This window comes from Lelliottia jeotgali, assembly GCF_977070485.1.
Genome location: NZ_CDRVFO010000020.1, coordinates 1 through 21,815 on the forward strand (window position 1 = coordinate 1; position 21,815 = coordinate 21,815).

General features: G+C 61.8%; 17 protein-coding genes. 11 read left to right on the forward strand and 6 right to left on the reverse strand.

Annotated elements, in window-relative coordinates:
• Positions 1-83: 83 nt before the first annotated feature.
• Entirely contained in the window at positions 84-524 is a 441-nt protein-coding gene (locus ACW4TB_RS23250; RefSeq protein ID WP_012313557.1) for a universal stress protein, read from the reverse strand.
• A gap of 108 nt (positions 525-632) precedes the next feature.
• Here ACW4TB_RS23250 and ACW4TB_RS23255 point away from each other — a divergent pair, with 108 nt between their 5' ends.
• From ACW4TB_RS23255 to ACW4TB_RS23285, 7 genes are all read left to right on the forward strand, one after another.
• The gene (locus ACW4TB_RS23255; protein WP_012313558.1) at positions 633-1,070 is read left to right on the forward strand and encodes a hypothetical protein; all 438 of its coding nucleotides are present in this window, start codon (positions 633-635) and stop codon (positions 1,068-1,070) included.
• Between the two features lie 485 nt (positions 1,071-1,555).
• Positions 1,556-3,703 carry a fatty acid oxidation complex subunit alpha FadB gene (gene fadB / locus ACW4TB_RS23260; RefSeq protein WP_012313559.1) on the forward strand — a complete coding sequence of 716 codons (2,148 nt, stop codon included), beginning with the start codon at positions 1,556-1,558 and terminating at the stop codon, positions 3,701-3,703.
• Between the two features lie 40 nt (positions 3,704-3,743).
• Positions 3,744-4,919 (forward strand): acetyl-CoA C-acyltransferase FadA, encoded by a 1,176-nt coding sequence (gene fadA / locus ACW4TB_RS23265; RefSeq protein ID WP_003248768.1) that lies wholly within the window; start codon positions 3,744-3,746, stop codon positions 4,917-4,919.
• An 80-nt stretch (positions 4,920-4,999) separates the two neighbouring features.
• Positions 5,000-5,251 carry a DUF1653 domain-containing protein gene (locus tag ACW4TB_RS23270; RefSeq protein ID WP_279930503.1) on the forward strand — a complete coding sequence of 84 codons (252 nt, stop codon included), beginning with the start codon at positions 5,000-5,002 and terminating at the stop codon, positions 5,249-5,251.
• 100 nt (positions 5,252-5,351) lie between these two features.
• Positions 5,352-7,961, forward strand: coding sequence for a type I DNA topoisomerase (topA, locus tag ACW4TB_RS23275; RefSeq protein ID WP_254467419.1), 2,610 nt, complete (start codon positions 5,352-5,354; stop codon positions 7,959-7,961).
• A 116-nt stretch (positions 7,962-8,077) separates the two neighbouring features.
• A complete protein-coding gene (locus tag ACW4TB_RS23280) occupies positions 8,078-8,593 on the forward strand; it encodes a DUF6586 family protein (RefSeq protein WP_254467420.1) in 516 nt (171 codons plus the stop codon).
• A gap of 50 nt (positions 8,594-8,643) precedes the next feature.
• Positions 8,644-8,877: a hypothetical protein gene (locus tag ACW4TB_RS23285; protein WP_003248777.1), complete on the forward strand. Its 234-nt coding sequence runs from the start codon at positions 8,644-8,646 to the stop codon at positions 8,875-8,877.
• 38 nt (positions 8,878-8,915) lie between these two features.
• Here ACW4TB_RS23285 and sulA read toward each other — a convergent pair whose 3' ends face one another.
• Both sulA and lexA read right to left on the reverse strand, forming a co-directional pair.
• Positions 8,916-9,392 carry an SOS-induced cell division inhibitor SulA gene (sulA, locus tag ACW4TB_RS23290; protein ID WP_254467421.1) on the reverse strand — a complete coding sequence of 159 codons (477 nt, stop codon included), beginning with the start codon at positions 9,390-9,392 and terminating at the stop codon, positions 8,916-8,918.
• A gap of 13 nt (positions 9,393-9,405) precedes the next feature.
• A complete protein-coding gene (gene lexA / locus ACW4TB_RS23295; protein WP_012313564.1) occupies positions 9,406-10,014 on the reverse strand; it encodes a transcriptional repressor LexA in 609 nt (202 codons plus the stop codon).
• Positions 10,015-10,235: 221 nt separating this feature from the next.
• Here lexA and ACW4TB_RS23300 point away from each other — a divergent pair, with 221 nt between their 5' ends.
• The 3 genes from ACW4TB_RS23300 to nagZ are packed head-to-tail and all read left to right on the forward strand — an operon-like array spanning position 10,236 to position 12,529.
• The gene (locus ACW4TB_RS23300; protein WP_012313565.1) at positions 10,236-10,943 is read left to right on the forward strand and encodes a TetR/AcrR family transcriptional regulator; all 708 of its coding nucleotides are present in this window, start codon (positions 10,236-10,238) and stop codon (positions 10,941-10,943) included.
• Between the two features lie 40 nt (positions 10,944-10,983).
• The gene (locus tag ACW4TB_RS23305) at positions 10,984-11,505 is read left to right on the forward strand and encodes a L,D-transpeptidase (protein ID WP_279930509.1); all 522 of its coding nucleotides are present in this window, start codon (positions 10,984-10,986) and stop codon (positions 11,503-11,505) included.
• 13 nt (positions 11,506-11,518) lie between these two features.
• Positions 11,519-12,529, forward strand: coding sequence for a beta-N-acetylhexosaminidase (gene nagZ / locus ACW4TB_RS23310; protein ID WP_012313567.1), 1,011 nt, complete (start codon positions 11,519-11,521; stop codon positions 12,527-12,529).
• Between the two features lie 86 nt (positions 12,530-12,615).
• Here nagZ and ACW4TB_RS23315 read toward each other — a convergent pair whose 3' ends face one another.
• The 3 genes from ACW4TB_RS23315 to mfd are packed head-to-tail and all read right to left on the reverse strand — an operon-like array spanning position 12,616 to position 19,951.
• Positions 12,616-15,942, reverse strand: coding sequence for a DEAD/DEAH box helicase (locus ACW4TB_RS23315; protein WP_279930511.1), 3,327 nt, complete (start codon positions 15,940-15,942; stop codon positions 12,616-12,618).
• Position 15,943: 1 nt separating this feature from the next.
• On the reverse strand, positions 15,944-16,516 hold the full coding sequence (locus ACW4TB_RS23320; protein WP_012313569.1) for a CsiV family protein: 573 nt from the start codon (positions 16,514-16,516) through the stop codon (positions 15,944-15,946).
• Positions 16,517-16,525: 9 nt separating this feature from the next.
• Positions 16,526-19,951 carry a transcription-repair coupling factor gene (mfd, locus tag ACW4TB_RS23325; protein ID WP_455843089.1) on the reverse strand — a complete coding sequence of 1,142 codons (3,426 nt, stop codon included), beginning with the start codon at positions 19,949-19,951 and terminating at the stop codon, positions 16,526-16,528.
• Positions 19,952-20,158: 207 nt separating this feature from the next.
• Between mfd and ACW4TB_RS23330 the strand changes: the two genes are divergently transcribed.
• Positions 20,159-21,607 carry a glyceraldehyde-3-phosphate dehydrogenase gene (locus tag ACW4TB_RS23330; protein WP_455843085.1) on the forward strand — a complete coding sequence of 483 codons (1,449 nt, stop codon included), beginning with the start codon at positions 20,159-20,161 and terminating at the stop codon, positions 21,605-21,607.
• The last annotated feature ends 208 nt before the right edge of the window (positions 21,608-21,815 follow it).

The following is a 21,815-nucleotide window of genomic DNA, read 5'->3' on the forward strand; positions in this document are numbered from 1 at the left end:
GTTACCCAGCCGCTGGCGCCCAGTTCCAGGCCGATGTTCTTCTGCTGGCCCTGCTGCACGTAGGTGAGGCCGGACAGGCTGAGTCATTCTTTCTTCTGCAACCGCACCGCCAGTACATCGCACGGCGCGCCATGCAGCACGTCATTGGCCGTTGAGCCCAGCAGCAATGCCAGGCCATGGCGGCCATGGCTGCCAACCACGATCAGATCGCAGTTCTGCTCCTTGGCCAACTGGTGGATCTCTTGGCGCGGTTGGCCATAGGTCAGGTGAGAATCACCGCGGTTGATCTCGGGGTACTTGTTGAACAGGCGTTCCATGCGCTCCTTGGCCTGATCGAACTGTTGCTGTTGCAGCTGCGACAGGTCCATTGGCACGTCACCGCCAAATGCCATGGCCATGGGTTCGACGATATGCACCAGCGAGACCTTGGCGCCTGTGGGCTCGGCGAGCTTCATGGCACGCTTGATCACCGGGTCGCACTCTTCGGTGAGGTCGACGGCGACCAGAAGATGTTCGTAAGGCATGAGCTGTACTCCTGACAATCGCGATAGTAGAAGTATGGTCGCTTCGGGCGGGTCTTGCGTGAAACCGAGTAACCCGCTCATTTGCAACGCTTTATGGGATCTACAGATATGACGGTATTGCTGGTGGTGTCAATCCTTGCGCTGATTCTCAGCCCGTTTGCCTGGCTGCGCCAGTCGCGCAAACAGGGTGAGCAGATGAGCTTGCGCCTGGAGGCGCGGCGCATGGGGTTGGCCATGCAACTGGCGCCGCAGCAGTGGCCGCACTGGCTGGAAAAAGAGCCCCCCAGCCCCTGCCCGCAGTACCATCGGGCGCGTCGGCGTGGGCATGAAGACAGCTGGTGCTACTGGCAGGTCAGCCCTGGTGTGTGGTGGAACCAATGGCGTGAAGTGTGTGAGGAACCGCGTTTGAATGATGTTTTCTCGCGGCTGCCGGGGACCGTTTACAAGGTCGAAGCCGACAAGCGCATGATCGCGTTGTGCTGGAGCGAGCGGGGTGACAAATCTGTGTTGCAGGATATTGCCTACGCCTTCGAAACCCTAGCCTGACATCGTTCAACGACAAAGCGGCAACTTGGCAGCACCCCATCAGGGGCAGATGCCAGGTTGCCGCTTTGTCGTTTCTGCAGAGCAGAAAAGGCCAGGCAGGCCGGGAAATTCTTTAAGCCAGTCGCAGTGTAGCCAACCTGCAGCGGTGTGCATCGAAAAATGCAGCGGCCTTCTTTTTGTCGTCAATCGCTGACATGAATGATCAGTAATCACTGTCATCATGATTTATACCCAGACGCTAGAAAATGACCGGAAAGTCGCGTTTCCACCGTGCCTGTGAGCATTTGACAACGCCGACCTTTTCGGAGAATGTGTGCATACCCAAATCAAACGGGCGTATGAATTGAGCGTTTGTATGTCACAACGCTCATCCAGAATCCCGACTAGCGCGCTGACGGGTGTGCCTGGGCAAGAGCAGCGAAGCGCTGCTTTTCCACCAGCGATCGGCGTGTACAGTTCAGCTTCCATATCGTGGAGATCAGTTGATGATTTACGAAGGTAAAGCCATCACGGTTAAGGCTCTTGAAAGCGGCATCGTCGAACTGAAGTTCGACCTCAAGGGTGAGTCCGTCAACAAGTTCAATCGCCTGACCCTGGACGAGCTGCGCCAGGCTGTCGAAGCCATCAAGGCCGACGCCTCGGTGAAGGGCGTAATCGTCAGCAGTGGCAAGGACGTGTTCATCGTCGGCGCCGACATCACCGAGTTCGTCGACAACTTCAAGCTGCCCGAGGCCGAACTGGTTGCCGGCAATCTGGAAGCCAACCGCATCTTCAACGCGTTCGAAGACCTCGAAGTGCCGACCGTTGCCGCGATCAACGGCATCGCACTCGGCGGCGGCCTGGAAATGTGCCTGGCCGCCGACTATCGGGTCATGTCCACCTCTGCCAAGATCGGCCTGCCGGAAGTCAAGCTGGGTATCTACCCCGGCTTCGGCGGTACCGTGCGCCTGCCGCGTCTGATCGGCTCGGACAACGCCATCGAGTGGATTGCCGCCGGCAAGGAAAACCGCGCTGAAGACGCCCTGAAAGTTGGCGCCGTCGACGCCGTCGTCGCCCCAGAACTGTTGCAGGCCGGGGCCCTCGACCTGGTCAAGCGCGCCATCAGCGGTGAGCTGGACTACAAGGCCAAGCGCCAGCCCAAGCTGGAAAAGCTCAAGCTCAATGCCATCGAGCAGATGATGGCCTTCGAGACTGCCAAGGGCTTCGTCGCTGGCCAGGCCGGCCCGAACTATCCGGCCCCGGTCGAAGCGATCAAGTCGATCCAGAAGGCCGCCAACTTCGGTCGCGACAAGGCGCTGGAAGTCGAGGCAGCAGGCTTTGCCAAGCTGGCCAAGACTTCGGTTGCCCAAAGCCTGATCGGTCTGTTCCTAAATGATCAGGAGCTCAAGCGCAAAGCCAAGGCCCATGACGAAATCGCTCACGATGTTAAGCAGGCTGCCGTGCTCGGCGCCGGCATCATGGGTGGCGGCATCGCTTACCAGTCGGCGGTCAAGGGCACCCCGATCCTGATGAAGGACATCCGCGAGGAAGCCATCCAGCTGGGCCTGAACGAGGCGTCCAAGCTGCTCGGCAACCGCGTCGAAAAAGGCCGCCTGACTCCGGCGAAGATGGCCGAGGCACTCAATGCCATTCGCCCGACACTGTCCTACGGTGATTTTGCCAACGTCGACATCGTCGTCGAGGCCGTGGTCGAGAACCCGAAGGTCAAGCAGGCAGTGCTGGCTGAAGTGGAAGGCCAGGTGAAAGAGGATGCCATCCTTGCGTCCAACACCTCGACCATCTCCATCAACCTGCTGGCCAAGGCGCTCAAGCGCCCCGAGAACTTCGTCGGCATGCACTTCTTCAACCCGGTGCACATGATGCCGCTGGTCGAAGTCATTCGTGGCGAGAAGTCCAGTGAAGTGGCGGTCGCCACCACCGTGGCCTACGCCAAGAAGATGGGCAAGAACCCGATCGTGGTCAACGACTGCCCGGGCTTCTTGGTCAACCGTGTCCTGTTCCCGTACTTCGGCGGCTTTGCCAAGCTGGTCAGCGCCGGTGTCGACTTCGTGCGCATCGACAAGGTCATGGAGAAGTTCGGCTGGCCGATGGGCCCGGCCTACCTGATGGACGTGGTCGGCATCGACACCGGTCACCACGGCCGCGATGTGATGGCCGAAGGCTTCCCGGACCGCATGAAGGACGAACGCCGCTCGGCCGTCGACGCCCTGTATGAGGCCAATCGCCTGGGCCAGAAGAACGGCAAGGGTTTCTATGCCTACGAAACCGACAAGCGTGGCAAGCCGAAGAAGGTCTTCGACGCCACCGTGCTCGATGTGCTCAAGCCGATCGTCTTCGAGCAGCGTGAAGTCACCGACGAAGACATCATCAACTGGATGATGGTCCCGCTGTGCCTGGAGACCGTGCGCTGCCTGGAAGACGGCATCGTCGAAACCGCTGCTGAAGCGGACATGGGCCTGGTATACGGCATTGGTTTCCCTCCGTTCCGTGGCGGTGCGCTGCGTTACATCGATTCGATCGGTGTGGCCGAATTCGTTGCCCTGGCCGACCAGTACGCCGATCTGGGGCCGCTGTACCACCCGACCGCGAAGCTGCGCGAAATGGCCAAGAATGGCCAGCGCTTCTTCAGCTGAGCAGCCAACGCCTTTGAGAGAGTAGAGCGAGATTATTGATATGAGCCTCAATCCAAGAGACGTGGTGATTGTCGACTTCGGTCGCACCCCGATGGGCCGCTCCAAGGGTGGCATGCACCGCAACACCCGTGCTGAAGACATGTCTGCGCACCTGATCAGCAAGCTGCTGGAGCGCAACGGTAAGGTCGACCCGAAAGAAGTCGAAGACGTGATCTGGGGCTGCGTCAACCAGACCCTGGAGCAGGGCTGGAACATCGCCCGCATGGCGTCGCTGATGACCCAGATCCCGCACACCTCGGCCGCCCAGACCGTAAGCCGCCTGTGCGGTTCATCGATGAGCGCGCTGCACACCGCCGCCCAGGCGATCATGACAGGCAACGGCGACGTGTTCGTGGTCGGTGGCGTCGAGCACATGGGGCACGTCAGCATGATGCATGGCGTGGACCCCAACCCGCACCTGTCCTTGCACGCTGCCAAGGCTTCCGGGATGATGGGCCTGACTGCCGAGATGCTCGGCAAGATGCACGGCATCACCCGTGAGCAGCAGGACCTGTTCGGCCTGCGTTCGCACCAGCTCGCCCACAAGGCGACGGTCGAAGGCAAGTTCAAGGACGAGATCATCCCGATGCAGGGCTATGACGAGAACGGTTTCCTGAAGGTCTTCGACTTCGACGAGACCATTCGCCCGGAAACTACCCTTGAAGGTCTGGCATCGCTCAAGCCTGCGTTCAACCCTAAGGGTGGTACGGTCACAGCCGGTACTTCGTCGCAGATTACCGATGGCGCTTCGTGCATGATTGTCATGTCTGGCCAGCGTGCGATGGACCTAGGTATCCAGCCATTGGCGGTGATCCGCTCCATGGCTGTAGCTGGCGTGGACCCGGCAATCATGGGCTACGGCCCTGTGCCGTCGACCCAGAAAGCCCTGAAGCGCGCCGGGCTGACCATGGCCGATATCGACTTCATCGAGCTCAACGAAGCCTTTGCTGCACAGGCCCTGCCAGTGCTCAAAGATTTGAAAGTGCTCGACAAGATGGATGAGAAGGTTAACCTGCACGGCGGCGCCATTGCCTTGGGCCACCCGTTCGGTTGCTCCGGGGCACGTATTTCCGGCACCCTGCTCAACGTCATGAAGCAAAATGGCGGTACGTTGGGCGTGGCCACCATGTGCGTCGGCCTCGGTCAGGGCATCACCACTGTCTTCGAACGCGTCTGATCGCGTAGCGGGACAGCAGCCGGGGCCTTGTGCCCCGGCTTTTGTTTTTTTACAGAATTTGTTTCAAGAGGGAAGGCGACATGCAGATACAACCAGGCGTATACCGGCATTACAAAGGGCCTGAGTACCGTGTCTTCAGTGTCGCACGGCACTCCGAAAGCGAAGAGTGGATGGTTTTCTACCAATGCCTGTATGGTGACTGCAGCTTCTGGGTACGACCACTTTCGATGTTCCAGGAGTCAGTCGAGGTTGACGGCGAGCAGGTGCCACGCTTTGCTTTGGTCAAGGCCGAAGAAGGGTTGCCTGAGCTGCTTGGCAAGGCGTACGAGTGAACGACCGCGCTTGACCTCACTCTATTGCCACTATATATAGCGGTGCCGCGTCCGGCACCTGACGCGTTTTTCATCTTCAGATTCAGGAATACTCCGATCCATGGGCAAATCGCTGGTCATTGTGGAATCCCCGGCCAAGGCCAAGACCATCAACAAGTACCTGGGCAACCAGTACGTGGTGAAGTCGAGTATCGGCCACATCCGTGACCTCCCCACCAGCGGTTCGGCCAGCGCCAGCAAAGAGCCGGCCGCCAAGCGTGGCAAGGCTGCGGGTGAGGCTCCGGCCCTGTCGCCGAAAGAGAAGGCCCGTCGCCAGCTGGTGGCGCGCATGGGCGTCGACCCCGAGCACGGCTGGAAGGCCAAGTACGAGATCCTGCCCGGCAAGGAAAAGGTGATCGAAGAGTTGCGCCGCCTGGCCAAGGATGCTGACACCATCTATCTCGCAACCGACTTGGACCGCGAAGGGGAAGCCATCGCCTGGCACCTGCGCGAGGCCATCGGTGGCGACGACGCCCGCTACAAGCGCGTGGTGTTCAACGAAATCACCAAAAAGGCCATCCAGGATGCGTTCTCGCAGCCCGGTGAGCTGGATATCGACCGTGTCAATGCCCAGCAGGCGCGTCGCTTCCTGGACCGCGTGGTGGGCTACATGGTCTCGCCACTGCTGTGGGCCAAGATCGCCCGTGGCCTGTCTGCGGGGCGTGTCCAGTCGGTGGCCGTGAAGCTGGTTGTCGAGCGTGAGCGCGAGATCCGTGCCTTCATCCCGGAAGAGTACTGGGAAGTGCACGCCGACCTTGGCACCGCCAAGGACGCCAAGGTGCGTTTCGAGGTAACCCGCGAGAAGGGCGAGGCGTTCAAGCCGCTGAACGAAGCTCAAGCCATGGCTGCGCTGAGCAAACTCAAGGCGTCCAGCTACAGTGTGGTCAAGCGTGAAGACCGCCCGACCAGCAGCAAGCCGTCGGCACCGTTCATCACGTCCACCCTGCAACAGGCTGCAAGCAACCGCCTGGGCTTCGGGGTGAAGAAGACCATGATGATGGCTCAGCGGCTATACGAAGCGGGCTACATCACCTACATGCGTACCGACTCGACCAATCTGTCGGTGGACGCGCTGGACATGGCGCGCAGCTACATCGAGCGTGAGTTCGGCAAGCAGTACCTGCCTGAGGCACCGCTGGTGTACGGCAGCAAAGAAGGCGCTCAGGAGGCCCACGAAGCGATTCGTCCTTCCGACGTCAATACGCACCCAACCAAGCTCAGCGGCATGGAGCGTGACGCCGAGCGCCTGTATGAGCTGATCTGGCGCCAGTTCCTCGCCTGCCAGATGCCGCCTGCCCAGTACCTGTCCACCAGTGTGACCGTGGCTGCCGGTGACTTCGAGTTGCGCGCCAAAGGCCGCATCCTCAAGTTCGACGGTTACACCCGTGTGCTGCCTCAGCAGAGCAAGCCGGGCGAAGATGATGTGTTGCCGGAAATGGTCCAGGGTGAAGCGCTCAAGCTGATCCAGATCGACCCGAGCCAGCACTTCACCAAGCCGCCTGCGCGCTTTACTGAAGCGAGCCTGGTCAAGGAAATGGAAAAGCGCGGTATTGGTCGACCGTCGACCTACGCGGCCATCATTTCCACCATCCAGGACCGCGGCTACGTAACACTGCACAATCGTCGCTTCTACTCCGAGAAGATGGGCGACATCGTCACCGAGCGCTTGTCGGAAAGCTTCGCCAACCTCATGGACTACGGTTTCACCGCCGGCATGGAGGAAAACCTCGATGATGTGGCGCAGGGTGAGCGCGACTGGAAGAACGTGCTGGACGAGTTCTACGGCGACTTCAGCAAGAAACTGCTGACGGCCGAATCAGCCGAAGACGGCATGCGTGCCAACCAGCCGACCATGACTAACATCCCATGCAAGGAATGCGGCCGGCCGATGATGATTCGGACTGCTTCTACTGGCGTGTTCCTGGGTTGCTCGGGTTACAGTCTGCCGCCTAAAGAGCGCTGCAAGGCCACCGTCAACCTGGTGCCGGGCGATGAAATTGCTGCTGACGACGAAGGTGAATCGGAGTCGCGCGTGCTATTGGGCAAGCACCGCTGCCCGATCTGCGCCACGGCCATGGATGCCTACCTGCTCGACGAGAAGCACAAGCTGCATATCTGCGGTAACAACCCCGATTGCGTTGGCTACGAGATCGAAGAGGGCAGTTATCGCATCAAGGGTTACGAAGGGCCGAGCCTGGAGTGTGACAAGTGCGGTAGCGAGATGCAGCTCAAGACCGGCCGGTTCGGCAAGTTCTTCGGTTGCACCAACCCGGCGTGCAAGAACACCCGCAAGCTGCTCAAGAGCGGCGAGGCGGCGCCACCGAAGATGGACAAGGTGGACATGCCAGAGCTCAAGTGCGAGAAGGTCGACGACACCTATGTGCTGCGTGACGGTGCTTCTGGGCTGTTCCTGGCAGCCAGCCAGTTCCCCAAGAATCGCGAGACCCGTGCGCCGCTGGTGCTGGAGATCGTGCCGCACAAGCATGAGATCGACCCCAAGTACCACTTCCTGTGCGATGCGCCGCAGAAAGACCCGGAGGGTCGCCCGGCAGTGATCCGCTACAGCCGTAAGACCAAAGAGCAATACGTGCAGTCCGAGGTCGATGGCAAACCTACCGGGTGGAAGGCGTTCTACGACGGTAATGCCTGGAAGGTTGAAGACAAGCGGTGATTGTTTCGGTGATGTGATTGGGGCCGCTTAGCGGCCCCATTTCATTGGTGACAAGTACACACCCGATCCTTGAAACTGCAGGTATTCGCCTTTCAGCCTTAGGGAGGTCACTCGAGATGGCCCAAGAACTCTACACCCGCACCAACCAAAAGCTCTTCTTCGCCGGCCTTGCCCTTGAGTCCATGGCCAAGGCTGTCGACAGCCAGGCCATGAATGCACAAGGCCTGGTGCAGGCCGAGCGCGAATCTGCGCTATTCCACCTGTATGGCGCGCTACTGGGCTTGTGTCACGAGATTGGTGGCTTCTACCGCCTGCCTGCAGCGCCCAGCGTCGAGCAATTGCTCGCCGATGACGCCATGAATGACATTGCCATTCCCGAGGTGGCTGAGTTGCTGGAACTGGCCAGGCAGCGGGAAACCTGGCTGGCGCAATTGCTCACCGCTTATGCCGATTTGTTCCGACCACCGGTCGCGAAAAAAACGGCAAAAACCGATGTCACTCAGCCACTCATCCAGGCCGTCAATCTCGACGAACCCGAGCAGGTTGCGCTGTCGCGTGAAGAGCTGGAAACCTGGCGCAACAACCTCAAAGGCCTGGTGAGACGATTCCGTGATGCGTTGAGTGAGTGCTGATACTCGCCTTGGCTGGTACAATGGTGGCCTTTCGCGGAGATCAGCCCTTTATGTCTACGTCTTTTCTGGAAATTGTCGAGTTGCCTGATGGCCGAATCGAACTGCGTCGTGCCGAGGACGAAGGCTCCCTGGTAACCCTGGATTTCTCGGAAGACGCCAAGGTATTCCTGCAGGGGCAACACGTTGAAGTAGCCAAGGCCATGCTGAGCGTGGGCGTGCAGATGGCGGGGCGCCTCATGGATGGCGAACTCGAACGCGACGAAGGGCCGCGCGTACTGCACTGACACCCAGGTTGTTTCGGGTTACAGGCAAAGCCTGAACATCAGCCGAGGCGGATGTTCAGGCTTTGTGCGTTTCCGGCACTGGCTGCACGCAACAGTTGCTGTCGCGCGGTGGCATTTACGCTACCAAGCCAGCTGACAACGGTATGGCTACGGCCAAGGCGCAGCGCGTCACAGGCCAATTGCAGTGCGCTCTGATTGCCGCGTGGCTGCAGCAGCAGAATGCGCTCGCGGTTGAGGCCGGCATCGCGCAACCATGCCTGGGTCAGGCTGCCCGGTGGTGCAATAAGCGTCAGCCAGCGGGCCTCTTGTTCTTCGCTCAGTTCGCGTAGCACCGGTGCCAGCAAGGTCTGGCAATGCTCGGGTGCGCCACGCAGGGACAGTTCACTGAACAGGTCCGGTTCGCTGTTCTTGCGTGCCTGCTCGCTGGCCTTCAGGCCTGGCAGTACCGGTTGGGCGAGGAAGGCTTCGAACAATGGAAGCTGTACCTGCTGTTGTGCTTCGACGAACTGTTGCATGACGCCTCCTGGTTTAGCGGCGAATAACGCCGACACTCAAACCTTCGATCACCATTTCCTGCTCTTTCAGGTCGACTTCGATGGGGGCGAAATCGGGGTTTTCGGCGATCAGCCAGACCTTGCTGCCTTCGCGTTTGAAACGTTTGACGGTTACTTCGTCGCCGATACGGGCGACGACGATTTGCCCGTTACGGGCCTCGCGGCAGGTATGCACAGCCAGCAGGTCGCCGTCGAAGATGCCGACGTCCTTCATGCTCATGCCGTGTACGCGCAGAAGGTAGTCGGCGCGCGGGTGGAAGAAGGATGGATTGATGTTGCAAGATTGTTCGATGTGCTGCTCGGCAAGGATCGGTGCGCCGGCTGCGACCCGGCCGATGATCGGCAGGCCGTTTTCTTCGGCCTTGGCTTCGAAACCGGGGATGCGGATCCCGCGGGATGCACCTGGGGTCATCTCGATCGCGCCTTTGCGCGCGAGGGCCTTGAGGTGCTCCTCGGCGGCGTTGGGCGACTTGAAGCCCAGCTCCTGAGCGATCTCCGCGCGCGTCGGCGGGAAACCGTTGTCTTCAAGGCAACGTTTGATGAAGGCCAGGATTTCGGCTTGGCGGGGCGTCAATTTCAACATGGCGGGCGCTCTGTCTTTTTATACAGTGACTGGGATTATATACAGTACTGGGTGAGCTGCAAGCGCCACGCGACAAGAAAAAGCGGCGCGCCACCCCTCTTGCAGCTTGCAGCTGGCGGCTCGGGGCTTTCTAATGGCGACCGCACAGTCACCGAGCCTTGACATCCTCAGGTCTGAAACGTATGTTTCAAACACCTGTTTGTCTGTCTGGCGGAGTAGTCATGGCCCAATCGGAAACCGTTGAACGCATTCTCGATGCTGCCGAGCAGCTGTTCGCGGAAAGGGGGTTCGCGGAAACCTCATTGCGGCTGATTACCAGCAAGGCCGGGGTCAACCTGGCGGCGGTCAATTACCATTTCGGGTCCAAGAAGGCGCTGATCCAGGCGGTCTTTTCCCGTTTCCTCGGGCCGTTCTGCGCCAGCCTCGAACGTGAACTGGAGCGTCGTCAAGGTAAGCCTGAACAAAAGCCCAGCCTCGAAGAACTGCTGGAAATGCTCGTGGAACAGGCACTGGTGGTGCAGCCGCGCAGCAACAACGACCTGTCGATCTTCATGCGCCTGCTGGGCCTGGCCTTCAGCCAGAGCCAAGGGCACCTGCGGCGCTACCTGGAAGACATGTATGGCAAGGTGTTCCGCCGCTACATGTTGCTGGTCAATGAGGCCGCGCCACGCATTCCTCCGCTCGAACTGTTCTGGCGCGTGCACTTCATGCTCGGTGCTGCGGCGTTCAGCATGTCCGGCATCAAGGCATTGCGCGCCATTGCCGAAACCGACTTTGGTATAAACACCTCCATAGAGCAGGTCATGCGCCTGATGGTACCGTTCCTGGCCGCTGGCATGCGCGCCGACAGCGGTGTCACCGACGAGGCGATGGCCGCAGCACAGTTGCGCCCGCGCAGTAAAACCGGTAGCACCACCGCCAAGGCCTGAAGGCTGGGCGGGGCAGGGCGCTTGGGCTAAGCTAGCGCCCATGTCCGACCTAGATCTTCTGCACATCTCCCTCGCTGACCAGCGCCTCTATGGCTTTGCCAATGGGCAGTTGTGCCTGCGCCTGGCGGTGTCGACCGCACGCAATGGGGCCGGTGAGCGCAATGGCTCCGGCTGCACGCCGCGCGGCCTGCACCAGGTGCGAGCGAAGATTGGGGCGGGCTTGCCGCTCAATGCCGTGCTGCGTGGGCGGCGCTGGACCGGTGAGGTCTGGTCGCCGGCGTTGCACGCACAGTACCCCGGGCGTGACTGGGTCCTTACCCGCATCCTCTGGCTCAGCGGTTGCGAGGCCGGAGTCAATCGTCTTGGCGCCGTGGATACGTTCCGCCGCTATATCTATCTGCACGGCACGCCCGACACGGAACCCTTGGGCATACCGCTGTCCCATGGCTGCATTCGCCTGCGCAACACCGATCTGCTTGGCCTGTTCGAGCGCGTACCGGCGCATTGCCCGGTGCGTATCGAGGAGGCCGCATGCCCCCAGTGGGCTTCTTTAAGTCTGTAATGAAGGATTGCCTATGACCGTCAGCCTGCAAGGCTCCCTGATGGTGGATATCGCCGGTAAATGGCTGACCGCCGAAGACCGCCAACTCCTGCGCCAGCCGGAAGTGGCTGGCCTGATTATCTTTGCCCGCAACATCGACAGCCCGCGCCAGGTGCGTGAACTGTGCGCGTCCATCCGCGCCATTCGTCCCGATCTGATTCTGGCCGTCGACCAGGAAGGTGGGCGCGTGCAGCGTTTGCGTCAGGGCTTCGTGCGTCTGCCAGCCATGCGCGCGATCGCCGATAACGCCAATGCCGAGTACCTCGCCGAGCAGTGCGGTTGGTTGATGGCCACTGAAGTGCTGGCGGTTGGCCTGGACCTCAGCTTCGCCCCTGTGCTCGACCTGGATCACCAGCGTAGCGCTGTGGTCGGCAGCCGCGCGTTTGAAGGTGACCCGCAACGTGCCGCGCAGCTTGCTGGCGCCTTCATCCGCGGGATGAACGCAGCGGGTATGGCTGCCTGTGGCAAGCATTTCCCCGGGCATGGTTGGGCGGAGGCGGACTCCCACGTGGCCATTCCGACGGACGAGCGCAGCCTTGAGCAACTGCGCCAGGCAGATCTGGTACCGTTCACCCGTCTCAGCGGGCAGCTGGCGGCAGTCATGCCGGCGCATGTCATCTATCCGCAGGTAGACAATCAGCCGGCCGGGTTCTCGCGTCGTTGGTTGCAGGACATTCTGCGTGGCGAACTGGGCTTTGACGGGGTGATCTTCAGTGACGACCTGTCGATGGCTGGTGCGCATGTGGTTGGCGATGCGGCCAATCGGATCGAGGCAGCGCTGAGTGCGGGTTGTGACATGGGCCTGGTGTGCAATGACCGGGCGGCCGCAGAGCTGGCTTTGAGCGCGGCGCAGCGGCTGAAGGTCAAGCCATCGCCGCGGATTGCACGCATGCGCGGGCAGGGGTTTGCGCGGACCGATTATCGCCAGCAGCCGCGTTGGCTGGAGGCGCTGGGGGCGTTGCGCGAGGCGCAGTTGGTCGATTGACTGTGCCGGCCCCACAGGTATCTCGCTGCTGTTTAAGGCGGTGAAAGTCCTGTGGGGCTTGTCCGCGAAATAGCCGGGACTGACTGCTAGCGCCCCCGCTTTCCAGGCAGCGGGGCAAACAATGCCTCGATTTCCTCATCCCCCAGACGCCACTGCCCAGCTTCTGCCCCATCGAGCAGGCTTGCTGCCAGCGCTGCTTTTTCCTGCTGCAGCTGCTGTATCTTCTCTTCAACTGTGCCGCGCGTGATCAGCTTGAACACGAATACCGGCTTGTCCTGGCCGATGCGGTATGCGCGGTCGGTGGCCTGGTTCTCGCTGGCCGGGTTCCACCATGGGTCGAAGTGAATCACGGTGTCGGCAGCCGTCAGGTTCAGCCCCACGCCGCCGGCCTTGAGGCTGATCAGGAACACTTCGCTGTCGCCCTGCTGGAACTGCTGCACCGGTGTGCGCCGGTCACGGGTGTCACCAGTGAGCAGGCTGTAGCGGATCTTGCGCTTTTCCAGCTCTTGTTCGATCAGTGCCAGCATCGAGGTGAACTGCGAGAACAGCAGCACACGGCGCCCTTCGCTCAGCAGTTCTTCGAGCATGTCCAGCAGCGCGCCGAGCTTGCCCTTGTCAGCCTGATTGCCCTTGATCTCGACCCCTTTGACCAGGCGTAAATCGCAACATACCTGGCGCAGCTTGAGCAGGGCATCGAGGATCACGATCTGGCTGCGTGCCGCGCCATTGCGGGCGATTTCCTCGCGCACTTTCTTGTCCATCGCCACGCGCACGGCCTCGTAGGTATCACGCTGGGCGTCGCTGAGCTCGACCCAGTGGACCATTTCGGTCTTGGGCGGCAGTTCGGTTGCCACTTGCTCCTTGGTCCGGCGCAGCAGGAACGGGCGGATGCGGTGGACCAGGTGCGACAGGCGTTCGGCGTCGCCGTGGCGCTCGATCGGCGTACGGTAATCCTGGTTGAAACGTTTCACCTCGCCCAGCCAGCCTGGCATGAGGAAGTGGAAGATCGACCATAACTCGCCCAGGTTGTTTTCCATTGGTGTGCCGGTCAGGCATAGGCGCTGGTTGGCCTGCAGCTCGCAGACAGCCTGGGCGGCCTTGCTGGTGCTGCTCTTGATGTTCTGCGCCTCGTCAAGCACCAGCACGCTCCACTGCTGGGCGCGCAGGTGCTCGAGGTCGCGCGGCACCAGGGCGTAGGTGGTCAGTACCAGGTCGTATTCGTGCAGCTTGGCGAAATGCTTGCTGCGACCGGGGCCGTGCAGGGCCAGGACGCGCAGGTCGGGGGCGAAGCGTTGGGCTTCGTCGAGCCAGTTGGGCACCAGGCTGGTCGGCATCACTGCCAGGGCGGGGTGGGCGAGGCGCCCGTTCTGCTTTTCCAGCAGCAGGTGGGCCAGGGCCTGCAAGGTCTTGCCCAGGCCCATGTCGTCGCCAAGGATGCCGCCGGTGCCCATTTCGCGCAGTGCCTGCAACCAGTTCAGGCCTTGCTGCTGATAGGGGCGCAGGGTGGCGTTGAGCGCTGCGGGTGGCGCGACCTGCAGGTCGCGTGCATCGCGCAGTCGCCGGCCCAGGTCGCGAACATGGGCGCCACCTTCCCAGTGCAAGGGCAAATGTTCGATGTCGTTAAGACGTGCCGCGTCGGCGCGGTCCATGCGCAGGGTGGGGCCGACGTTGTCCTCGTGCAGGTACAGTTCACCGAGGGTGCCCATGACCGACTTGATTCGCCCGTAGGGCAGGGCGACGCGCAGCGCAGGGGCGTCCAGCCGGCCGCGGTTGAGGTCTATCAGCAGGTGTTCATCGTCGCTACGCCGGGCCAGCTCGCTGGGGCGCAGCAGCTCGGGGTTGCTGCGCAGCAGCTGCAGCACGATTGGCAGCAGGCTGTGGCGCTGGCCTTCGACGACGATGCCCAGCTCCAGGTCGAACCATTCGTGTCCTGGCGCTTCGTCGATGCTGGCGTACCAGTCATCCACCTCATGCAGGTTGAAGGCGAAGTCGCGGTGGATGTCGACTTCCCAGCCTGCCTTGCGCAGGCGCGGCAGGCCGTCGCGGGCGAAGCGCAGCCAGGCTTCGTCGTCGGGCAACTGAAGCATTTCTCCCGCGCTGTCTGGCAGTGCCTTGCTCTGCCGGGTGGCGGGTTTGAAGCCCAGTTCGCGCAGTGCCTTGCGCAGTGCCTGCTCGACCTGGGGCTGGCGGCGGATGCGCTGGCTGATGGTATCCACCAGTCGGGTCAATGGCTTGTCGTCGCTGCCACTGGCGCGTAGCCCATCGTAGTCGAACGATAGGGCGGCGCGGTGTTGCATCTGGCGCTGCATGCGCCCGGTCTTGGGCATATAGGCGCTGAATTCAAGGCTGCCAAGGGTCAGCCGGCCCTTGGGCTGGATGTTATCGATCTGCTCGGTGATCACGGCGGTGGGGGTAGGGACTTGCCGGTTCAAGGCGTTCAGTCGATGGCTCAAAGGTACTACCAGGTGTTCAGGTACGGTTGGTGCGCGTGCGAGCTGGCTGGCGATGAAGGGGTCGAGATCATGCTGCAGCTCGCCGGTCTGATGCGAATGCCGATCGATGTAGTGCAGCGGCTCGATGGGCAGTACCTGCAGCGGCAGGTGCTGGTCATGGTGCCAGGCGCCCCTGTAGCTGCCGTTGTCCAATCTGACCCAGCGGAACTCGGCATGCAGTTGCGGCCCGGCATGCAAAGGCGTGGGGTCGTCTTCATACAGCAGGCGCCCGGTTGCCAAGGCGTAGCTCAAAAGCTCCGCACCTTGCTTGCCTTCGAGTTCAGCCACGGGTGTCAGCGTTTTGCTGCGGGCGTCGATCAGGCGCAACAGCCGAGCGTCGTCCTCCGTGACGTAACGGGGGGTGTAGTAGATCATCTCGGGCATTGAGGTGATGCGAACGACTTTCAGCGTACCGTCAGGTTGTAGCGTGCCCTTGATCGGCTCGAGATGAAAATGTTCGCTATCCTTGTGAATGCGATAGTAGATGGCGGGACCTTTGCGTGCCGGTTCCTTTGTGGCTGCGATCGGCGATGGCGATTCGAGCCCTTGCACCCACTGGTTCAGGTCGGGCGGTAACGACAGTGCGGCTTGCCCCTGAGTTGCGCCTGCCTCAAGGTCTCTGTCTTCGAGCTCCAGTTGCAGCAACGCGGCGACGCAGTGCTTGCAATTCAATCCTACCGGGCAGGAGCAGCTCCCAAAGACGCGCAGGTCACCGTAATTCAACACCAGCTTGATATCCTGATGGTAAATCTGGCCCGCCGAGCCCCTGCACATCGCCTCGATGGAATGGCCCTGCAGCGAGAGGATGCGCGTTCGTTCCTGCGCTGCATATTTCCGGCCGCGGGCCAGTGCGCCAGCGTCGATAAAATCGACCCAATCGGGATGGGCTCTGAGCAGTTGCCGTGCGTCGCCCTCAGTCACATCACTGCTCCATCATCTCCGGATCCATCACCGGCATCTTCCGTGTGCCTGGTGGGGTGACCTTCAGCAGCACCGCCAGGTGGCCGCCATCGAGGAAGGTCAGTTGGCCGCCCTTGACGGTGCTGTTGCTCTGTTTGAACTGCTCGCTTTTGAGCACATTGCCGTTGCTGTCGAGCTGGTTGACCCAGAAATTGGCCTCCACGGCGATGAAGCGCCCTTCGGTGATGCTCAGGTTGCCTTCGATCGGGAAATGGCCGAACTGCTCCTGGCCATGACCCAGAGCGATGCGGCTTGGCGTGTCGCCGACCTGCTGCTGCCAGGCCTTGTGCAGCAGCACGGTGTAGTCGGCCGTGGCTTGCAGGCGGGTGGCTTCATCTTCCAGCGCCAGTGGGCGTTCTGCGCTCTTTTCCAGGCGCAGGGCGCCGGCGCTCCAGTCTTCAGGGGCGTACGGGCTGGTGAAGGCCGGCACGCTGTTCTGCCGCACAAGGATCATTTCCACCTGATAAAGACCTTCAGCGAAGGCGGCCGGCGCGAACAGCGCAAGCAACAAGGTCAGGCAACGGATGGCACGCATGGATCTTCCTTAGGCTGTCTGTGGGGTCAGGCGCTCGAACAGCGCCTCCAGAGTGTTGAAGCGTTCGTCGGGCCGTTCCATCGGTACCAGGAAGCGGAACTGGGTTGCGCCTTCGAACTTGTAGCGTTTTGGCTGGCCCTGGATCAGCTTGATCAGGGTCAGCGGGTCGACTGGGGTTTCGGCCTCGAACTCGAGCTTGCCGCCGTTCGGGCCGGCATCGACTTTCTTGATGCCGAGCTTTTCCGCCTGAAGCTTGAGCTGGGTCAGGCGCATCAGGTTCTTGGTCGGCTCGGGCAGCAGGCCGAAGCGGTCGATCATCTCCACCTGCAGGTCCTTGAGACCCTCCTCGTCAGCTGCCGAGGCGATGCGTTTGTAGAGGATCAGCCGCGCATGTACGTCGGGCAGGTAATCCTCGGGGATCAGTGCCGGCAGGCGCAGGTTGATTTCCGGGCCACCGCCCAGCGGCTGTTCCAGGTTCGGCTGTGTGCCCTTGCGAATGGCCTTGACCGCCCGTTCGAGCATTTCCATGTAAAGGGTAAAGCCCACGGCCTGGATCTGCCCGCTCTGGCCTTCGCCCAGCAGCTCGCCGGCGCCGCGGATTTCCAGGTCGTTGGTGGCCAGCACGAAGCCGGCGCCCAGGTCCTGGGTGTTGGCAATGGCTTCCAGGCGTTTCTCGGCGTCGGCGCTCACTTTCTGCCGCGCCGGTGTCAGCAGGTAGGCATAGGCCTGGTGGTGGCTGCGGCCGACCCGGCCACGCAACTGGTGCAATTGGGCCAGGCCGAACTTGTCCGCGCGCTCGATGACGATGGTGTTGGCGCTGGGCACGTCGATGCCGGTCTCGATGATGGTCGAGGCGATCAGCACGTTGAAGCGCTTGTGATAGAAGTCGCTCATCACCTGTTCCAGTTCGCGCTCGCGCATCTGCCCGTGGCCGATGCCGATACGCGCTTCAGGCACCAGTTCGGCAAGGTCTGCGGCGCATTTTTCGATGGTTTTCACATCGTTGTGCAGGTAGTACACCTGGCCGCCGCGTAGCAGTTCACGCAGTAGTGCTTCTTTTACCGTACTGTTGTTCTGCTCCATGACGAAGGTGCGCACCGACAGGCGCCGTGCCGGCGGTGTGGCGATGATGGACAGGTCACGCATGCCGGCCACGGCCATGTTCAGCGTTCGCGGAATCGGTGTGGCGGTCAGGGTGAGGATGTCCACCTCGCTGCGCAGGGCCTTGAGCTGTTCCTTCTGGCGTACGCCAAAGCGGTGCTCTTCGTCGATTACCACCAGGCCCAGGTCCTTGAAGCGCACATCGTCCTGCAGCAGTTTGTGCGTGCCGATCAGGATGTCGATCTTGCCTTCGGCCAGGTCCGCTGCGGCGCTGGCCACTTCCTTGGCCGATTTGAAGCGGCTCATCACCTCGACCGTTACCGGCCAGTCGGCGAAGCGGTCGCGGAAGCTGTTGTAGTGCTGCTGGGCAAGCAGGGTGGTAGGCACCAGCACCGCTACCTGGCGGCCGCTGTGCACGGCGATGAAAGCCGCGCGCATGGCGACCTCGGTCTTGCCGAAGCCGACGTCGCCGCACACCAGGCGGTCCATCGGCTTGGCGGCGAGCATGTCGGCGCGCACCGCTTCGATGGCGTTCTGCTGGTCGGGGGTTTCCTCGAAGGGGAAGCCGGCGCTGAAGGTGGCATAGTCGGCAGCCGGGTCGGCGAATGCGTAACCCTTGCGCGCGGCTCGGCGGGCGTAGATGTCGAGCAGCTCGGCGGCCACGTCGCGGACCTGTTCGGCGGCTTTGCGCTTGGCCTTCTGCCAGGCTTCCGAGCCGAGCCGGTGCAGCGGCGCCAGGGCGTCATCGCTGCCGGTGTAGCGGGCAATCAGGTGCAGGTTGGCCACCGGGACGTAAAGCTTGGCGCCCTCGGCGTATTCCAGGGTCAGGAACTCCGCGGCCTGGCCGTCGATCTCCAGCGTGGCCAGGCCCAGGTAGCGGCCCACGCCATGGTCGATGTGCACCACCGGCGCGCCTTCACGCAGTTCGGTAAGGTTTTTGATCACCGCATCATTGGCGGCCTCGCCGCGCTTGTCGCGGCGCCGGCGCTGCATCACGCGCTGCCCGAACAGCGGGCTTTCGGCGACCAGGGCGATGGCCGGGTCTTCGAGTAGCAGGCCTTCGTCCAGCGGGGCGATGGTGATCGCCAGGCGCTGGCTGCCAGTGATGAAGTCCGCCCAGCCCTCGACTGTGTGTGGCCTCAGCTTGAGGCGCTCGAGCAGCTCCAGCAGCACCTCGCGACGGCCCGCCGATTCGGCGGTGAACAGCACCCGGCCGCTGAACTGGTCGAGGAAGTCGGACAGCGCCGCCAGCGGCTGGTTGGCCTTGGCTTCGATGGCCAGGTTGGGCAGGGTGCGGGCGGGAAAGCGCTCGCGGCCGACGCCAGGCTCGACATCCTCGGCACTGACCACCACGCGCGGCCACTGTTTAAGCTGGGCGAAGCAGTCCTCCACTGGCAGGAACAGTTCAGAAGGCGGCAGCAGTGGACGGCTCAGGTCGCCGCGGCGGTCTTCGTAACGCCCGCGCACGTCGTTCCAGAAGTGCTCGGCAGCCTGCTCGACGCCCGGCAGCGAGAACACCTGGGTGTCGCTTGGCAGGTAGTCGAACAGTGTCGAGGTTTCTTCGAAGAACAGCGGCAGGTAGTACTCGATCCCGGCGGGGATGATGCCGCTGGCCAGGTCCTGGAAGATCGCGCTGCGGCGGAAGTCGACATCGAAACGTTCTCGGAAGCGTGCCTTGAAGCGCGTCACTTCCTCTTTCTGCATGGGGAATTCGCGTGCCGGCAGCAGACGGATCGAGTCGACCTTGTCGATCGAGCGCTGGGTCTCCGGGTCGAAGGTACGCAGGGTCTCGATCTCGTCGTCGAACAGGTCGATACGGTAGGGCAGCTTGCTGCCCATCGGGAACAGGTCGATCAGCGCGCCGCGCACGGCGAACTCGCCATGCTCGTAGACCGTGTCGACGCAGCGGTAGCCAGTGGCCTCCAGCCGTGAGCGCATCTGTTCTACGTCGATCGTCTGGCCGACATCCAGCACCAGGCTGCTGCCGAGCAGGAAGCGCGTTGGGGCCAGACGGTGTAAGGCCGTGGTGATCGGCACCACGAGGATGCCATGGCTCAACTCTGGCAGCCGGTAGAGGCTGGCGATGCGCTGGGAAATGATGTCCTGGTGTGGTGAGAACAGGTCGTAGGGCAGGGTTTCCCAGTCCGGGAACGGCAGCACCGGTAGGCCGGGTGCAAAGAAGCGCAGCTCCTGCTCCAGACGGTCGGCAGCCTGGCTGTCGGCGGTCAGCAGCAGGGTGAAGCGGCCAGCACTGCTGGCGGCCTCGGCGATGGCAAGGCTGAGGGCGGCACCGGGCAGGTTGCCCCAGGTTTGTTTGCCGGCCGTGGCCGACATTTGCGGTAGGCGCAGAACTGACACGGGAGATTGCACTCCAAGCGTTGCGGCAAAGAGACCGATTGTACCGGTGCCGGTGCGTGCTGTCAGGCTCGGAAAGGGCATGAGCACGGGCTTTGGCTCCCACGACAGGCGCTCATTGCCGGTTACGCGTTGGGGCGTCATAATGTAGCCCCTTTTTTCTCCCCCTACATGTGGAAGGTTCCCGTGACTCAGAAGCCCGACCAGTGTCTTGGTGAGTGGATCGATCGTGAAGCTCTGGCTGAAGCGATGATCCCGCTTATCGGTCAGCTCTACCGCAACAACAACGTGGTGAGCTCGATCTATGGCCGCAGCCTGATCAACCGTTCGGTTATCTCGATCCTCAAGGCCCACCGCTTTGCGCGTCACCGTCAAACCGACGAAACCGAACTGTCCGTCCACGAGACATTCCCCCTGCTCAAAGCCATGAGCGAGCTGAAACTGGGCGCCGCTTCGGTCGACCTGGGCAAGCTGGCCAACAAGTTCAAGCAGGAAGGCAACGGCAAGACCGCCGAGCAGTTCGTGCGTGAAGAACTGGCCGACGTGGTTGGCCAGCAGAACGCTTCGGCGCGCAAGGGCACCGACGTTGTCCTGTACGGTTTCGGCCGCATCGGCCGCCTGCTGGCGCGCATCTTGATCGAGAAGACCGGTGGTGGCGACGGCCTGCGCCTGCGTGCAATCGTTGTGCGCAAGGGTGCCGAAAACGACCTGGTCAAGCGCGCCAGCCTGCTGCGCCGTGACTCGGTGCACGGCCCGTTCGATGGCACCATCACCATCGACGAAGCCAACAACACCATCACTGCCAACGGCAACCTGATCCAGATCATTTACGCCAAGAGCCCGAGCGAAGTCGACTACACCCAGTACGGCATCGACAACGCCCTGATCGTCGACAACACCGGCGTATGGCGTGATGCCGACGGCCTGGGCCAGCACCTGGCCTGCCCGGGCGCTGCCCGCGTGATCCTCACCGCACCTGGCAAGGGCGCGCTGAAGAACATCGTGCACGGCATCAACCACGGTGACATCACCGCCGAGGACAAGATCATCTCGGCAGCTTCGTGCACCACCAACGCCATCGTGCCGGTGCTCAAGGCCATCAACGACCAGTACGGTATCGTCAATGGTCACGTTGAAACCGTTCACTCGTTCACCAACGACCAGAACCTGATCGACAACTTCCACAAGGGCAGCCGTCGTGGTCGCGCCGCGCCGCTTAACATGGTCATCACCGAAACCGGTGCTGCCACTGCTGCTGCCAAGGCGCTGCCAGTGCTCAAGGGCAAGCTGACCGGCAACGCCATTCGCGTACCGACGCCGAACGTGTCGATGGCCATCCTGAACCTTAACCTGGAAAAGCCCACCAACCGCGAAGAAATCAACGAGTACCTGCGCCAGACCGCCATGCACTCGGAGCTGCACAAGCAGATCGATTACGTCAGCTCGCAGGAAGTGGTTTCCACCGACTTCGTAGGCTCGCGCCACGCGGGTGTGGTCGACGCCGAAGCGACCATCGCCAACGATAACCGCGTTGTTCTGTACGTCTGGTACGACAACGAATTCGGTTACAGCTGCCAGGTGGTTCGCGTGATGGAAGACATGGCTGGTGTGAACCCGCCAGCGTTTCCACGCTAATTCGCTTGTAAGGCAATGAAAAAACGGGAACCTTCGGGTTCCCGTTTTTTATGGTCTGATGAACCGATCTGGCCGCTACTGTGTCTGTAATGGCCTCATCGCCGGCAAGCCGGCTCCCACAGGTGAAACAATGGCTCCAAGGTATGTGGTGACCCTGTGGGAGTCGGCTTGCCGGCGATGAGGCCGGTGCTGGCAACCGAGAACTCAA

What these genes read in the sequence shown, in the direction of transcription:
- fadB (WP_012313559.1), top strand. Translation starts at nt 1,556, where the DNA reads ATGATTTACGAAGGTAAAGCCATCACGGTTAAGGCTCTTGAAAGCGGC.
- ACW4TB_RS23250 (WP_012313557.1), bottom strand. Translation starts at nt 524, where the DNA reads ATGCCTTACGAACATCTTCTGGTCGCCGTCGACCTCACCGAAGAGTGC.
- ACW4TB_RS23300 (WP_012313565.1), top strand. Translation starts at nt 10,236, where the DNA reads ATGGCCCAATCGGAAACCGTTGAACGCATTCTCGATGCTGCCGAGCAG.
- sulA (WP_254467421.1), bottom strand. Translation starts at nt 9,392, where the DNA reads ATGCAACAGTTCGTCGAAGCACAACAGCAGGTACAGCTTCCATTGTTC.
- ACW4TB_RS23270 (WP_279930503.1), top strand. Translation starts at nt 5,000, where the DNA reads ATGCAGATACAACCAGGCGTATACCGGCATTACAAAGGGCCTGAGTAC.
- topA (WP_254467419.1), top strand. Translation starts at nt 5,352, where the DNA reads ATGGGCAAATCGCTGGTCATTGTGGAATCCCCGGCCAAGGCCAAGACC.
- nagZ (WP_012313567.1), top strand. Translation starts at nt 11,519, where the DNA reads ATGACCGTCAGCCTGCAAGGCTCCCTGATGGTGGATATCGCCGGTAAA.
- ACW4TB_RS23305 (WP_279930509.1), top strand. Translation starts at nt 10,984, where the DNA reads ATGTCCGACCTAGATCTTCTGCACATCTCCCTCGCTGACCAGCGCCTC.
- ACW4TB_RS23285 (WP_003248777.1), top strand. Translation starts at nt 8,644, where the DNA reads ATGTCTACGTCTTTTCTGGAAATTGTCGAGTTGCCTGATGGCCGAATC.
- mfd (WP_455843089.1), bottom strand. Translation starts at nt 19,951, where the DNA reads ATGTCGGCCACGGCCGGCAAACAAACCTGGGGCAACCTGCCCGGTGCC.
- lexA (WP_012313564.1), bottom strand. Translation starts at nt 10,014, where the DNA reads ATGTTGAAATTGACGCCCCGCCAAGCCGAAATCCTGGCCTTCATCAAA.
- ACW4TB_RS23320 (WP_012313569.1), bottom strand. Translation starts at nt 16,516, where the DNA reads ATGCGTGCCATCCGTTGCCTGACCTTGTTGCTTGCGCTGTTCGCGCCG.
- ACW4TB_RS23255 (WP_012313558.1), top strand. Translation starts at nt 633, where the DNA reads ATGACGGTATTGCTGGTGGTGTCAATCCTTGCGCTGATTCTCAGCCCG.
- ACW4TB_RS23280 (WP_254467420.1), top strand. Translation starts at nt 8,078, where the DNA reads ATGGCCCAAGAACTCTACACCCGCACCAACCAAAAGCTCTTCTTCGCC.
- fadA (WP_003248768.1), top strand. Translation starts at nt 3,744, where the DNA reads ATGAGCCTCAATCCAAGAGACGTGGTGATTGTCGACTTCGGTCGCACC.